At 70.6% G+C, this 12931-nt stretch carries 12 protein-coding genes; 2 read left to right on the forward strand and 10 right to left on the reverse strand.

Annotated elements, in window-relative coordinates; genetic code table 11:
• Positions 1 to 11 precede the first annotated feature (11 nt).
• Both OG194_RS40365 and OG194_RS40370 read left to right on the forward strand, forming a co-directional pair.
• Positions 12 to 932 carry an ABC transporter ATP-binding protein gene (locus OG194_RS40365; protein WP_327405670.1) on the forward strand — a complete coding sequence of 307 codons (921 nt, stop codon included), beginning with the start codon at positions 12 to 14 and terminating at the stop codon, positions 930 to 932.
• A 2-nt stretch (positions 933 to 934) separates the two neighbouring features.
• Positions 935 to 1657 (forward strand): ABC transporter permease, encoded by a 723-nt coding sequence (locus tag OG194_RS40370; RefSeq protein ID WP_327405671.1) that lies wholly within the window; start codon positions 935 to 937, stop codon positions 1655 to 1657.
• Between the two features lie 312 nt (positions 1658 to 1969).
• On the opposite strand, the gene mug is transcribed toward OG194_RS40370, so the two are convergent.
• The 10 genes from mug to OG194_RS40425 all read right to left on the reverse strand — a co-directional run bounded on the left by mug (position 1970) and on the right by OG194_RS40425 (position 12849).
• Complete coding sequence (mug, locus tag OG194_RS40380) at positions 1970 to 2515, reverse strand: G/U mismatch-specific DNA glycosylase (RefSeq protein WP_327407364.1); 546 nt, start codon at positions 2513 to 2515, stop codon at positions 1970 to 1972.
• Positions 2512 to 3954 (reverse strand): adenylosuccinate lyase, encoded by a 1443-nt coding sequence (gene purB, locus OG194_RS40385; RefSeq protein WP_327405672.1) that lies wholly within the window; start codon positions 3952 to 3954, stop codon positions 2512 to 2514. The genes mug and purB overlap by 4 nt, the downstream gene beginning before the upstream one ends.
• Before the next feature lie 107 nt (positions 3955 to 4061).
• Positions 4062 to 4412 (reverse strand): DUF4326 domain-containing protein, encoded by a 351-nt coding sequence (locus OG194_RS40390; protein ID WP_327405673.1) that lies wholly within the window; start codon positions 4410 to 4412, stop codon positions 4062 to 4064.
• Positions 4413 to 4418: 6 nt separating this feature from the next.
• On the reverse strand, positions 4419 to 5201 hold the full coding sequence (locus tag OG194_RS40395; RefSeq protein WP_327405674.1) for an SGNH/GDSL hydrolase family protein: 783 nt from the start codon (positions 5199 to 5201) through the stop codon (positions 4419 to 4421).
• A gap of 283 nt (positions 5202 to 5484) precedes the next feature.
• A complete protein-coding gene (locus OG194_RS40400) occupies positions 5485 to 6498 on the reverse strand; it encodes a hemolysin family protein (protein WP_327405675.1) in 1014 nt (337 codons plus the stop codon).
• Positions 6495 to 7862: a hemolysin family protein gene (locus OG194_RS40405; RefSeq protein ID WP_327405676.1), complete on the reverse strand. Its 1368-nt coding sequence runs from the start codon at positions 7860 to 7862 to the stop codon at positions 6495 to 6497. The genes OG194_RS40400 and OG194_RS40405 overlap by 4 nt, the downstream gene beginning before the upstream one ends.
• 149 nt (positions 7863 to 8011) lie before the next feature.
• Positions 8012 to 8437: a GNAT family N-acetyltransferase gene (locus OG194_RS40410; RefSeq protein ID WP_327405677.1), complete on the reverse strand. Its 426-nt coding sequence runs from the start codon at positions 8435 to 8437 to the stop codon at positions 8012 to 8014.
• Positions 8430 to 9341, reverse strand: a complete 912-nt coding sequence (locus tag OG194_RS40415; protein ID WP_327405678.1) for an LLM class F420-dependent oxidoreductase — start codon at positions 9339 to 9341, stop codon at positions 8430 to 8432. The genes OG194_RS40410 and OG194_RS40415 overlap by 8 nt, the downstream gene beginning before the upstream one ends.
• Positions 9342 to 9407: 66 nt before the next feature.
• Complete coding sequence (locus OG194_RS40420) at positions 9408 to 11978, reverse strand: ABC transporter permease (RefSeq protein ID WP_327405679.1); 2571 nt, start codon at positions 11976 to 11978, stop codon at positions 9408 to 9410.
• Positions 11979 to 11982: 4 nt separating this feature from the next.
• Positions 11983 to 12849 carry an ABC transporter ATP-binding protein gene (locus tag OG194_RS40425; protein ID WP_327405680.1) on the reverse strand — a complete coding sequence of 289 codons (867 nt, stop codon included), beginning with the start codon at positions 12847 to 12849 and terminating at the stop codon, positions 11983 to 11985.
• Positions 12850 to 12931 lie beyond the last annotated feature (82 nt).

The following is a 12931-nucleotide window of genomic DNA, read 5'->3' on the forward strand; positions in this document are numbered from 1 at the left end:
GGCTGTTGGCCATGACCAGCATCGACGTACGAGACCTCACCAAGGAGTACGGCACCCGGCGGGCCGTGGACCACGTCACCTTCGACGTCCGCCCCGGCAAGGTCACCGGCTTCCTCGGCCCCAACGGCGCCGGAAAGTCCACCACCATGCGCCTCGTCCTCGGCCTCGACCGCCCCACCTCCGGAACCGCCACCATCGGAGGCCGCCCCTACGCCGCGCTCACCGAGCCGCTGCGCCACGTGGGCGCCCTGCTCGACGCCCAGGCCGCGCACGGCTCCCGGACCGCCCGCGACCATCTGCGCGCCCTGGCGGCGAGCAACCGCATCCCGGCCGCCCGGGTCGACGCGGTGCTGGCGGAGACGGGGCTCGCGTCGGTCGCGCGGCACCGGGTCAAGACGTACTCCCTGGGCATGCGCCAACGACTGGGCATCGCCGGTGCCCTCCTGGGCGATCCCGAGGTCGTCCTGCTGGATGAGCCGTCGAACGGCCTCGACCCCGAAGGCATCGTCTGGATCCGGGAGTTGCTGCGCCGGCTCGCGGCGGAGGGTCGTACGGTCCTGGTCTCCAGCCATCTGATGAACGAGACCGCCTCCTTCGCCGACCACCTCGTGGTCCTCGGTCGCGGCCGCCTCCTGGCCGACACCCCGATGCGGGACTTCATCGACGCGCGCGTGCAACCTCACGTACGCATCCGTACGACGGACGCCGGCGCCCTCAAGAGCACACTCGCCGGGCACGGTCTCGACGCCGTGGAACAGGAGGACGGGCACTGGACCGTGGCGCACGCACGCGTGGACGAGATCGGCACCCTGTTGTCCGCGGCGGGCGTACCGATCCTCGAACTGACCTCCACGGAGGGCACGTTGGAACAGGCCTACCTCGATCTGACCGCCACCGAGACCGAGTTCACCGCACCGCACCAGGAGGCCTGACCATGACATTCACGCCCGTGTTCCACTCCGAGTGGATCAAGATCCGAACCCTGCGCTCCCAGGTCGCGGCCCTCGCCATGATCCTCGCGGTGACCGTGCTCTTCTCCGCGCTCGCCTCGTCCGACACCGGAGGCGACGACTTCGACCCGCTGTTCGCGGTCTTCTTCGGCGTGACCTTCGGCCAGATCGCGGCGATCGCCTTCGGCACGACCGCCGTGTCCTCCGAGTTCCAGGGCGGAGCGCTACGGATGTCGCTGGCCGCGGTGCCGCACCGGGGACGCTGGTTCGCGGCCAAGGCGACGGCGATCGCCGTGCCCGTGTTCGCCGTCGGCCTGGTCACCGGCGTGGTGACGCTGGTGGTCGGCAAGGCGGTGCTGGGCTCCGAGGCCGACGGGCTCGGCTGGTCGGAACAGGTGCGCGGTGTGCTCGGTTGCGCCGTCTATCTCACGCTGATGGCGCTGCTCGCGGCCGGTCTCACGGCGGTGCTGCGCAGTGGAGTGGCGACGCTGAGCATCGTCATCCCGTTCCTGCTCATCGTGTCCTTCGTGGTCGGCGACGCGTCGAGCGACATCGCGGACCTCCTGCCCGACCGGGCCGGTCAGGTGGCGCTCCACGCGACCTGGGCCGGGGCGATGGGGCCGTGGACCGGACTCGGGGTGACGGCGCTGTGGGCAACGGCGGCGTTGGCGGCGGGAGCGTGGAGCGTCCGGCGCCGGGACGCCTGACCTCGGGAGTGCCGGAACGTTTGCCCCCGTGCGGAGCCTGACGCCCCGCCCATTGTCAGTGGGAGCCGGTTCACTGGAGGCATGAACATCACGCACTCGCTGACGACGATCGACCTGCTGTGCACCCGGGACTTCCCCGCGGAGCACGGCAGGACGGACCTGGGCATGGGAGGACCCGGCTGTCACATCGCCGCGTTACAGACGAGTCGCCGCAGGCCGGCCGGTGGATCGCCCTCGGCGTGTCCCAGTGGGACAAGGAACTCCCGTTCCAACTCCTGGCCGTCAAAACGGAGATGGACCCACCGTGAGGGTCTAGTCCTGCGCGGCGACCCGCAGCCGCCCGAACTCCTCGGCCATCGTCGCCGCCGTCCAATGCGCGTTCAGCCCGCTCGGATTGGGCAGCACCCACACACGCGTGTCCCCGAACGTCCGCTCCTGCGGTCCCACTTGGGCCTTCTTGTCGTCGAACGCGGCCCGGTATGCCGTGACCCCGAGCACAGCCAGCCAACGCGGTTTCCAGCCCGTCAGCTTCGACGCGAGGAGCTGTCCGCCCTCGCGGTACTCCTCAGGGCTCAGCTCGTCGGCCCGGGCTGTCGCCCGTGCCACCACGTTCGTGATGCCGAGCCCGTAGGACAGCAACTCGCCCTGCTCCGCGGGCTTCATGAGCCTCGGGGTGAAGCCGGACAGATGCAGCACGGGCCAGAAGCGGTTGCCGGGACGGGCGAAGTGGTGGCCCGTGGCCGCCGTCATCAGACCGGGGTTGATACCGCAGAACAGCACGGCGAGGCCGTCCGCGACGACGTCCGGTACGAGACGGTCGCGGGCGGCCTCCAGCTCGGCCTGGGTGAAGCGGGTCAGAGGATCGCCCCCGGGGTGTAACCCGCGGCCTCCGGGTGCTGCTTCGCGAGCTCCTCGACACGGGCGACGACGACGGCGACCTGGTCGGCCGCGGCACCCGTGAAGGACAGCTTGTCGGCCATCAGCGCGTCCAACTGGGCGCGGTCGAGCGGGATGCGCTCGTCGGCGGCGAGTTTGTCCAGCAGCTCGTTCCGCTCGGCGCCCTGCTCGCGCATCGCCAGCGCGGAGGCGACGGCGTTCTCCTTGATGGCCTCGTGCGCGACCTCGCGGCCGACACCCGCGCGGACCGCGGCCATCAGCACCTTGGTCGTCGCGAGGAACGGCAGATAGCGGTCCAGCTCACGCGCGACGACCGCCGGGAACGCGCCGAACTCGTCGAGCACGGTCAGGAAAGTCTCCAGCAGCCCGTCGAGCGCGAAGAACGCGTCGGGGAGGGCCACCCGGCGCACCACCGAGCACGAGACATCGCCCTCGTTCCACTGGTCGCCCGCCAGCTCGCCGGTCATCGAGGCGTAGCCGCGCAGGATGACCATGAGGCCGTTGACGCGCTCGCAGGAGCGGGTGTTCATCTTGTGCGGCATCGCGGACGAACCGACCTGGCCGGGCTTGAAGCCCTCGGTGACCAGCTCGTGCCCCGCCATCAGCCGGATCGTCTTCGCCAGCGACGAAGGCGCCGCCGCGACCTGCACCAGCGCGGTCACGACCTCGTAGTCCAGCGAGCGCGGGTACACCTGGCCGACCGAGGTGAACGCCTGCGAGAAGCCCAGGTGGGTGGCGATCCGCTGCTCCAGCTCCGCGAGCTTCGCCGCGTCGCCGCCGAGCAGGTCCAGCATGTCCTGCGCCGTGCCCACCGGCCCCTTGATGCCACGCAGCGGGTAACGACCGAGCAGCTCCTCCACCCGGCCGTACGCCACGAGCAGTTCGTCGGCGGCGGTCGCGAAACGCTTGCCGAGGGTGGTCGCCTGCGCGGCCACGTTGTGCGAGCGACCGGCCATGACCAGCTCGCCGTACTCACCGGCCAGCTTGCCGAGACGCGCCAGAACGGCCACCGTACGGTCGCGCATCAGCTCCAGCGAGAGCCGGATCTGCAACTGCTCGACGTTCTCCGTCAGGTCCCGGGACGTCATGCCCTTGTGCACCTGCTCGTGCCCGGCGAGATCGTTGAACTCCTCGATCCGCGCCTTCACGTCATGCCGCGTGACCTTCTCGCGCTCGGCGATCGAGGCCAGGTCGACCTGGTCGAGCACCCGCTCGTAGTCCGCGATCGCCGTGTCCGGCACCTCGATCCCGAGGTCCTTCTGGGCCCGCAACACAGCGAGCCAGAGCTGCCGCTCCAGCTTCACCTTCTGCTCGGGAGACCAGAGCGTGGCGAGCTCGGCGGAGGCGTAACGTCCGGCGAGGACGTTCGGGATGCGGGGCTTGGCGGGAGCGGGAGTCACGTGGACAGATTCTACTGGCGGTTCGTGCAGGCCAGCGCCAGGGTTCGGTTCGGCGGAAGCTACGAGACCCACGTCACGGTCTGACGTGTTCGGCCGCGGGACTCACGTCACGGGCTCGGATCCCTACCGTCGGCAAGCTCCGCCAACACCCCCGCATGACAGACCAACGGCGCGCACCAGCAAGCCAGCACCCGTCCGCGCAACGCCGGAATCAGCTCCAGCAGATACGGCCGCTCCAGCAGATACGCCCGGTACTTCGCCATCACCTCCGCGCGCGTGCCGTCCCGGCGGCGCGTGGGGGTGTCGTAGGCGAAGGGGTTGTAGAGCGGGTGGCGGGGGAGGTCCCAGCCGCCCAGGGTCCAGCGGCGACCTACGTAGATGACTTCACCGGGGGCGAGTTCCAGGCGGCGGCCGTACTCGTGGATGTGGCCCCTGATGTTGATCACCCGTGTGGTCATGGGGAGTTACGCCGCCGGGCCCTCGTAGGGGAGCAGGTCAGGGCGCTTGGGGGAGAGGCCGTCCCCCGAGGAGCGGCCCGTGAGGCGGCGGCCGATCCAGGGGAGGAGGTACTGGCGGGTGAAGCGGGCGTCCTCGACGCGGCGGGCGGTCCAGTTCGGGGGCGCGGTCGGGGGCATCGGGGTGCGCCACTCCGGGTCCTCGGCCTCGTAGCCGAGGGTCTGCCACACCGCCTCGGCGACGCGGCGGTGGCCCTCGGCCGTGAGATGGAGCCGGTCGACGTCCCAGGCGCGCTGGTCGGCGAGCGAGGGGGCGCCGTACAGGTCGACGACCAAGGCGCCGTGCCGTTCGGCGAGGTCGTCGACGCAGGCGAAGAGTTCCTCCATGCGCGGCCGGAATCGCTGCTGGACCGGGCCCTCGCGGCCGGGGCTGCGCATCAGCACCAGCTGCTTGCAGGCGGGAGTGAGCCGTTCGACGGCCTCCTCCAGCAGGGCGCGCACCCGGCCCATGTCGCACTTGGGGCGCAGGGTGTCGTTCAGGCCGCCGACCAGCGTGATCACATCGGGCTGCATGGCGGCCGCCGGGCCGACCTGCTCGTCGACGATCTGCGCGATCAGCTTGCCGCGCACGGCGAGGTTGGCGTACCGGAAGCCGGGCGCCCGGGCGGCCATCCGGCCGGCGAGGAGGTCGGCCCAGCCCCGGTAGGTGCCGTCCGGGAGCCGGTCCGACATGCCCTCGGTGAAGGAGTCGCCGATCGCGACCAGGCTGGTGTGTGTGGGGTTCGTCTGCATGGCGACGAAGATGATATCCCGCGTCCATACCCACCGGTAGGTCGGCCTCCGCCATGACCGATGACCGGCCGTGCAGTGCGTCGGCGGCCCGCCGGGCGTTGACCCGCTGCCGGACGAGGGCCCGCAAAGCCACTCGCCGAGCCCGTGGCCTGCCACCGGCCGGGGGAACGAGCCCCGAGTCACCGGCCAGGCTCCGACGCCTCCCGCGCGGGGCTCACGGCCTGCCGCCTACCCGTCGCGCACCGACCACCCCGGACCCCGGACCGACTGCCCTCTCACTCCCTCACGCCCGCTGCCCGAACAGCTCCCGCAGCACGTCCTCCATGGTCACAAGACCCGTCAGCCGCCCCTCCTCGTCGAGGACCGCCGCGAGGTGCGTCCGGCTGCTGCGCATCGCGGTGAGGACGTCGTCCAGCGGGGTGCTCTCCTTCACGTCGGCGATGGAGCGCATGTCCTCGATCTTGAACGGCTCGTTGCGCGGCGAGGCGTCGAGCGCGTCCTTGACGTGCAGGTAGCCGATGATGCGGCGCTCGCCGTCCACCACGGGGAAGCGGGAGAAGCCGGACTCGGCCGACAGCACCTCCAGCTCGGCCGGAGTGATGCCCGCGACCACGTAGTCGACGCGTTCGAGGGGGAGCACGACGTCCCGCACGGGCCGCCTACCCAGCTCCAGCGCGTCGTTCAGCCGCTCCAGGGCCCGTTCGTCGATGAGCCCCGCCTCGCCGGAGTCCCGTACGATCCGGGCGAGTTCGGCGTCCGAGAAGGACGCCGTCACCTCGTCCTTGACCTCGACCCGCAGCAGCTTGAGCAGCGTGTTGGCGAACGCGTTGATCGTGAAGATCACCGGACGCAGCGCCCGGGACAACGTCACCAGCGGCGGTCCGAGGACCAGCGCGCTGCGGATCGGCTCGGCCAAGGCGATGTTCTTCGGCACCATCTCGCCGAGCAGCATGTGCAGATAGGTCGCCGCGGCGAGCGCGATCACGAAGGACACCGCGTGCCCCGCGCCCTCCGGTACGCCGACCGCGTGGAACACCGGTTCCAGCAGATGGGCGATCGCCGGTTCCGCGACGATGCCGAGCACCAAGGTGCAGAGCGTGATGCCGAGTTGGGCCGCGGCCATCAGAGCCGACACGTGCTGCAACCCCCACAGCACGCTCTTGGCCCGCCGGTCGCCGTCCTCGGCGTACGGCTCGATCTGGCTGCGGCGCACCGAGATCAGCGCGAACTCGGCGGCCACGAAGAAGGCGTTGACGACCAGCGTCGCCAACCCGATCAGCAGTTGTACGGCGGTCACAGCTCCCCCTTCGCGGAGTCGGAGTCGGATCCGGTTCCGGAACCGGATCCGGAACCGTCGTCGCGCGGCGCGTGCAGCAGCAGCCGCGCGGCCCGACGCCCGGACGCGTCCACCACGTCGATCCGCCACCCGGCGACCTCGACGACGTCACCGGCCTCCGGAATCCGCCCCAGCTCATTGGCCGCCAGACCGGCCAACGTCTCGTACGGCCCCTCCGGCGCCCGCAGCCCCACGCGCGCGAGCTGGTCCATCCGGGCGGCACCGTCCGCCGAGTACAGCGTGCGGCCGTCGTCGTCCGCCCCGGCCGGGGCGAGGTCGGGCGTCTCGTGCGGGTCGTGCTCGTCCCGCACCTCGCCTACGACCTCCTCGACGATGTCCTCCAGGGTCGCGACCCCGGCCGTACCGCCGTACTCGTCGATGACGACGGCCATCGTGCGCTTGCCGGACAGCCGGTCCAGGAGGCGGTCCACGGTCAGGGACTCCGGGACGAGGAGGGGTTCGCGCATGACCTCGGAGAGGGGGAAGCGGGTGCGGCGGTCCGCCGGAACCGCCAACACGTCCTTGATGTGCACCGTGCCTACGACCTCGTCCAGGTTGCCCCGGAAGACCGGGAACCGGGACAGCCCGGTCGCCCGCGTCGCGTTCGCCACGTCCTCGCAGGTCGCCTGGGCGTCGAGGGCGACGACCTGGACGCGGGGCGTCATCACGTTCTCCGCGGTGAGATCGGCGAGGTTGAGCGTCCGTACGAACAGCTCGGCGGTGTCCGGCTCCAGGGCGCCCTCCCTGGCGGAGTGCCGGGCCAGCGCGGCCAGCTCCTGCGGCCCGCGCGCGGAGGCCAGCTCCTCGGCCGGCTCCAGGCCGAAGGCCCGCACAACATGGTTGGCCGTGTTGTTCAGATGGCTGATGAACGGGCGGAACGCGGCGCTGAACCACCGCTGCGCGTTCCCCACCCGCTTCGCCACGCTGAGCGGCGACGAGATCGCCCAGTTCTTCGGCACCAGCTCGCCGACGACCATCAGGAACACCGTCGACAGCGCCGTACCCAGCACCAGCGCGACGGACTTCGACGCCGAGTGCGAGATGCCCAGGGATTCCAGGGGGCCCGCGATCAGCGCGGCGATCGACGGCTCGGAGAGCATGCCGACGACCAGATTGGTGACGGTGATGCCGAGCTGCGCCCCGGAGAGCTGGAACGTCAGATTCCGTACGGCCTTCAGGGCACCGGAGGCGCCCCGTTCGCCGCGCTCGACCGCACGCTCCAGTTCGCCGCGCTGAACGGTGGTCAGCGAGAACTCGGCCGCGACGAAGGCGCCGCAGAGGAGCGAGAGCAGGATCGCCACCAGCAGCAGAAGCACTTCGGTCATCGGGTCACCTCCGTCCCATGATCGGACAGGGCAGGGAGGTTCGCGCGGTGTCGCGTACTGGGAGGCTCGCCCATGGGCGGACGCTCACACCTTTCGTGGAGTTCTGGAACTACGAGTCGTCCGCCAATAGTAAAGGATCAGCAAAGTGGTCAGGTGGTGAGATGCTTCACCCAGCGCCGCCACTGTTCCTCGGGTGCGTACCCCGCCGCGCGCCACGCATGCCGGCCGGTCTCGTTGCGCTCCAGCACCATCGCGTCCCCGCGACGCCCGCCCAGCGCCACGAACCGCTCCTCGGCCGCGGTGAGCAGCGCCGAGCCGATGCCCTGTCGGCGCTGCTCCGGGTGTACGGCCAACCGGTACAGGTGGCAGCGCCAGCCGTCGAAACCGGCGATCACGGACCCGACGAGCCGCCCGCCGCGTTCCGCGAGGATCAGCGCGTCCGGGTCCCTGGTGATCAGCCGGACCAAGCCGTCGCGGTCGTCGCTGATGCTCGTGCCCTCGGCGGCCTCGCGCCAGAACGCCAGCACGGCGTCGATGTCGGTCAGGGCCGCGCTACGGATATGAAGATCACTCATGGGGCGAGCCAAACAGAGGGGCGGCGGGCGCGGCGAGTGGGTTTCGGCGCAATTCCTCGGCCACCGGAGCGAACGCCTCCATGTACGGCTCCAGCACGGTGAGATACGAGAACCCGTACCGGTCGCGCAGTGCGCGCAGCTTCGCGGTGATCTCGTCCAGCGTGCCGACCAGGAAGACGGGCAGGTCCAGTACGCGCGACAGGGACAGGTCCGGTCGGCGGTCCAGCAGCGGCCGGAGCGCGCTCGCGGGATCGTCGGTCACGGCCACCATCTGGATCAGGAGGTTGAGTTCGGCCGCTTCCTCGCGGCCGGCCGCGAACTCCCGGTACCGGGCGACCCGTTGACCGAACCCGGCGGCGTCGACCGGCGCCAGCCTGCCCGTCGTACTCCCCGGTTCGAGGCTCGCCCCCGCGAACGCCGCGATGTCCGCGTGCTCGGCGGTCAGCCGCAGCATGCGGTCGCCGTTGCCGCCGAGGAGCAGCGGTACGCGGCACTTCGCGGCGTCCAGCAGCCGCCCCAACTCCTCGACGGTGCGCCGCAGATGGTCGACGCGCTCGCCCGGCGAACCGAAGGGCAGACCGGCCGTGTCGTGCTCCGCCTGTATGTACCCGGTGCCGAGGCCGAGTTCGAGGCGGCCGCCGGTCAGGTCGGCGGTCGTCGTCACCTCGCGGGCCAGCAGAGTCGGGTTCCAGAAGCCCGCGTTGAGCACGAACGTGCCCACCTGTGGCCGCTCGGTCGCGTCAGCCGCGGCGACCAGTGCCGGGAACGGCGCGACCATGCCGAGGTGGTCGGGGACCAGGATCACGTCGTAGCCGAGTTCCTCGACCCGACGGCATCTGGTCCGCCACTCGTCGGCGGGTGAGGACGTGAGCAGGCTGGCTCCGAAGCGGAACGGGCGCGGCATGAACTCTCCTCGCAGGCAGGTGACCTGACTGTGCGTCACTTGGTGTGAGTCGCTGTCGCGATTCCATCACTCGTGCGCGATCGCCGCCAGCACGTTCATGCGCGACGCACGCAACGCCGGCAGCAGTGCCGCCACGATGCCGACGACCGCCGAGCCGATCACCACCGCGACGATCGTGGTCCAGGGGATCGCGAGCGCCTTCATGCCCTGGAGCGCCAGGACCTGCTGTGCGCACACGCCCCACACCAGGCCGAGACCGAGTCCGAGTACCGCGCCGAACACCGCGATCACCACCGACTCCAGCCGGATCATCCGCCGCAGTTGGCGCCGGCCGAGGCCGATCGCGCGGAGCAGGCCGATCTCGCGGGTGCGCTCCACGACCGACAGGGCAAGGGTGTTGACCACGCCGAGCACCGCGATGACGATGGCAAGGCCGAGCAGCGCGTACACGAGATAGAGCAGTACGGCGATCTGGTCGTGGACGAGTTTCTTGTAGTCGGCCTGGTCGCGGACCTGGACCTGCGGATAGGGCTTCAGCGTCGTCTCAAGGGACTTGCGGAGCTGGTCGGCACCCGTACCGGACGCGGCGTTCACGTACAGCGAGGAGTCCTGGCCGTTCGGGACGTACTTCTCGACCGTGGCGATCCCGAAGAACAGCCCGCCCTGCGTCCCGAACCCGCCCGAGGACCCCTGATCGCTCAGGGCGCCCACCGTCAGCTTCGTGGTGCGGCCGCCCGGGAACTCGACGGGGAGCACACTGCCGATCCGTACCCCGTGCTTCTTCGCGAAGTCGGCCTCCATCGCGAGGTGTCCGGCCGCGAGCGCCGAACTCGTGTCGCCCTGCGCGTACTTGATGTGGGCGACGTCGTCGAGCGGGGTGTCGTAACCGGCCGCCGTCGTCTCCACCCGCCTGCCGTCCGGCAGCCGGACCGCGAGGGGCGCGAAGCGGGCCCGTACGACGAGACCGACGCCCTCGGTGGCGCGTACCTGGTCCGTGACCTCCTTGGAGAACGGCAGGAAGTTGCCGTTCTGGATCACGAAGTCGGCGCCCAGGGTCTTGTCGATCTGCTGGTCGAAGGACTTGGACATCGACGCGCTCGCCACCGACATCCCGCCGACCAGGGCGAGCCCCACCATCAGCGCCGCCGCGGTGGCGCCCGTACGGCGCGGATTGCGCAGGGCGTTGCGCTGGCTCATCCGGCCGACCGAGCCGAACAGGGCGGGGAAGGCGCCGCCCAGCACTCTGATCATCGGGCGGACCAGGAGCGGGCCCGCGATCACGGTCGCGATCAGCGTGAGGACGATGCCGAGGCCCAGGAGGGAGGAGGACGAGGCCGTGCTCGTCGCGGCGGCGCAGCCCACCAGCGCGGCCACACCGATCGCCCCGACGATCGAACCCACGACCGCACGCATCCTCAACGGCCGCCCCACGCCAGCGACGTCCGCGTCCGCGAGAGCCGCCATCGGAGAGACGGTCGCCGCGCGCCGGGCCGGGAGATAGGCGGCGACGAAGGTGACACCGACCCCAACGACGTACGCGGCCACCGGAGTTGGCCAACCGACCACCATCTCCGTGGTCTTGAGGTTCATCCCGAACGCGGTCATCAACTTGATCAGCCCGGCCGCGAGCCCGATCCCGGCCGCCAGACCGAGAGTCGAGCCGACCAGCCCGAGCAGCAGTGCCTCCGTCAGCACCGACCGCCGAACCTGCTTGCGGTCCGCGCCCAGGGCACGCAACAGGCCCAGTTCGCGGGTGCGTTGGGCGATCAGCATCGAGAACGTGTTGACGATCAGGAAGACACCGACCAGGACAGCGATGCCGGCAAATCCCAGCATCACGTACTTGATCACGTCGAGGAAACCGCCCAGATCGGCGGCGGCCGACTTCGCCTGCTCGGAGGCGGTCTTGATGTCGTAGGTACCGGAAGAGCCGATCGCGGCGGTCACCCGCTGCTTGAGCACGGCGTCGTCGACACCCTTCGCCGCGTCCACCGAGATGCTCGTGGCCCGGTCGGGCGCGCCGAGCAACTGGTCCTTCGCGGTGGCGGGGTCGAGGAAGACCAGCGCGGCACCCGGGTTGGTGGTGGTGAAGGTGGCGATGCCGACGATCTTGACGTGGAAGGTGCCCGGCTGCGCCTGGACCGCCAGCGTGTCACCGATCTTCACGTGCTTGTTGTCGGCGGTGTCCGCGTCCAGGAGTGCCTCGTCGGCGCCCTGCGGGGCGTGGCCCGAGGTCAGTTTCACCGGGCTGCGGTCGGTGAGGTACCAGTCGGTGGCGATGGTGGGCGCGCCGGTGGTCGGGCCGACCGACTTGTTGTCGCTGTCGACGACCACGATGTTCTCGACGGACACGTCGGCGTGGGTCGAGGCGACCCCGGCGACCTTCGCCACCTGCCCGGCGAGCGAGGCGGGCACGGTCTCGGTCGCGCCGGTGGGCACCGAGGACTTGAGGTCCTGCTTCGGCTCGACGGTCACATCGGCGGACGTGGAGGCGAAGAGCCGGTCGAAGGTACGGGTCACCGTGTCGGAGAAGATCAGACTGCCGGCCACGAACGCCACGGACAGCACGACGGCGAGCGCCGACAGCAGCAGCCGTCCCTTGTGCGCGAGGAAGCTCCGGAGGGTCGCCTTCAGCACGGGGTCAGTCCTTGTCGAGGGTTACGTCGGGCACGTCGTCGGAGGAACCGGGGCCAGGGCTGGTACCAGGGTCGGACTCGGGGGTGTCGAATGGGGCCCGCGTCAGGTCGAACCGCTTCATTCGCTCCAGCACGCCCTCCGCCGTAGGCCGCTCCATCTCGTCCACGATCCGCCCGTCCCCGAGGAAGAGCACCAGGTCGGAGTGGGCGGCGGCGCCCGGGTCGTGGGTGACCATGACGACGGTCTGCCCGAGATCGTCCACGGCGTCGCGCAGGAAACCGAGCACTTCGAGGCCCGCCCGTGAGTCGAGGTTGCCGGTCGGTTCGTCGGCGAAGATCAGCTCGGGGCGGGAGGCGAGCGCCCGTGCGCAGGCCACGCGCTGCTGCTGGCCCCCGGAGAGCTGGGACGGCCGGTGCTTGAGCCGGTCCCGCAGTCCGAGGGTGTCGATGACCTGGTCCAGCCACTTCTGGTCCGGCTTCTGGCCGGCGATATCCATGGGCAGGGTGATGTTCTCGGCCGCGTTCAGGGTCGGGATGAGGTTGAACGACTGGAACATGAACCCGATCCGGTCCCGGCGCAGCCGCGTCAGCTCGCGGTCCTTCAGCCCCGTGATCTCGGTGTCGCCGAGCCACACCTGCCCGGCCGAGACGGTGTCGAGCCCCGCCAGGCAGTGCATCAGCGTGGACTTTCCCGAGCCCGAAGGGCCCATGACCGCGGTGAAACGGCCCCGCGCGATGTCCACGTCCACCGAGTCCAGGGCGAGCACGGTCGTCTCGCCCGAGCCGTACGCCTTGGTCAGCTTGCGGGCGCGGGCCGCGATCCCACCGGCCGAGGCCTGGCCTGGAGCGTGCTCCGCAGTAGATGTGGTCAAGACAGCCCCCTCGGACTCCCGCACTGGTGGACGTGCCGACTCCGTACTCCGGGCCGAGCCTAGTGTGACGCGCCGCACAACC

It is taken from the genome of Streptomyces sp. NBC_01288 (assembly GCF_035982055.1).
Taxonomy (GTDB): Bacteria; Actinomycetota; Actinomycetes; order Streptomycetales; family Streptomycetaceae; genus Streptomyces.

Coding starts and splice junctions, on each gene's coding strand:
- OG194_RS40365 (WP_327405670.1), top strand. CDS start 12: ATGACCAGCATCGACGTACGAGACCTCACCAAGGAGTACGGCACCCGG.
- OG194_RS40370 (WP_327405671.1), top strand. CDS start 935: ATGACATTCACGCCCGTGTTCCACTCCGAGTGGATCAAGATCCGAACC.
- OG194_RS40390 (WP_327405673.1), bottom strand. CDS start 4,412: ATGACCACACGGGTGATCAACATCAGGGGCCACATCCACGAGTACGGC.
- OG194_RS40395 (WP_327405674.1), bottom strand. CDS start 5,201: ATGCAGACGAACCCCACACACACCAGCCTGGTCGCGATCGGCGACTCC.
- OG194_RS40405 (WP_327405676.1), bottom strand. CDS start 7,862: ATGACCGAAGTGCTTCTGCTGCTGGTGGCGATCCTGCTCTCGCTCCTC.
- OG194_RS40410 (WP_327405677.1), bottom strand. CDS start 8,437: ATGAGTGATCTTCATATCCGTAGCGCGGCCCTGACCGACATCGACGCC.
- OG194_RS40415 (WP_327405678.1), bottom strand. CDS start 9,341: ATGCCGCGCCCGTTCCGCTTCGGAGCCAGCCTGCTCACGTCCTCACCC.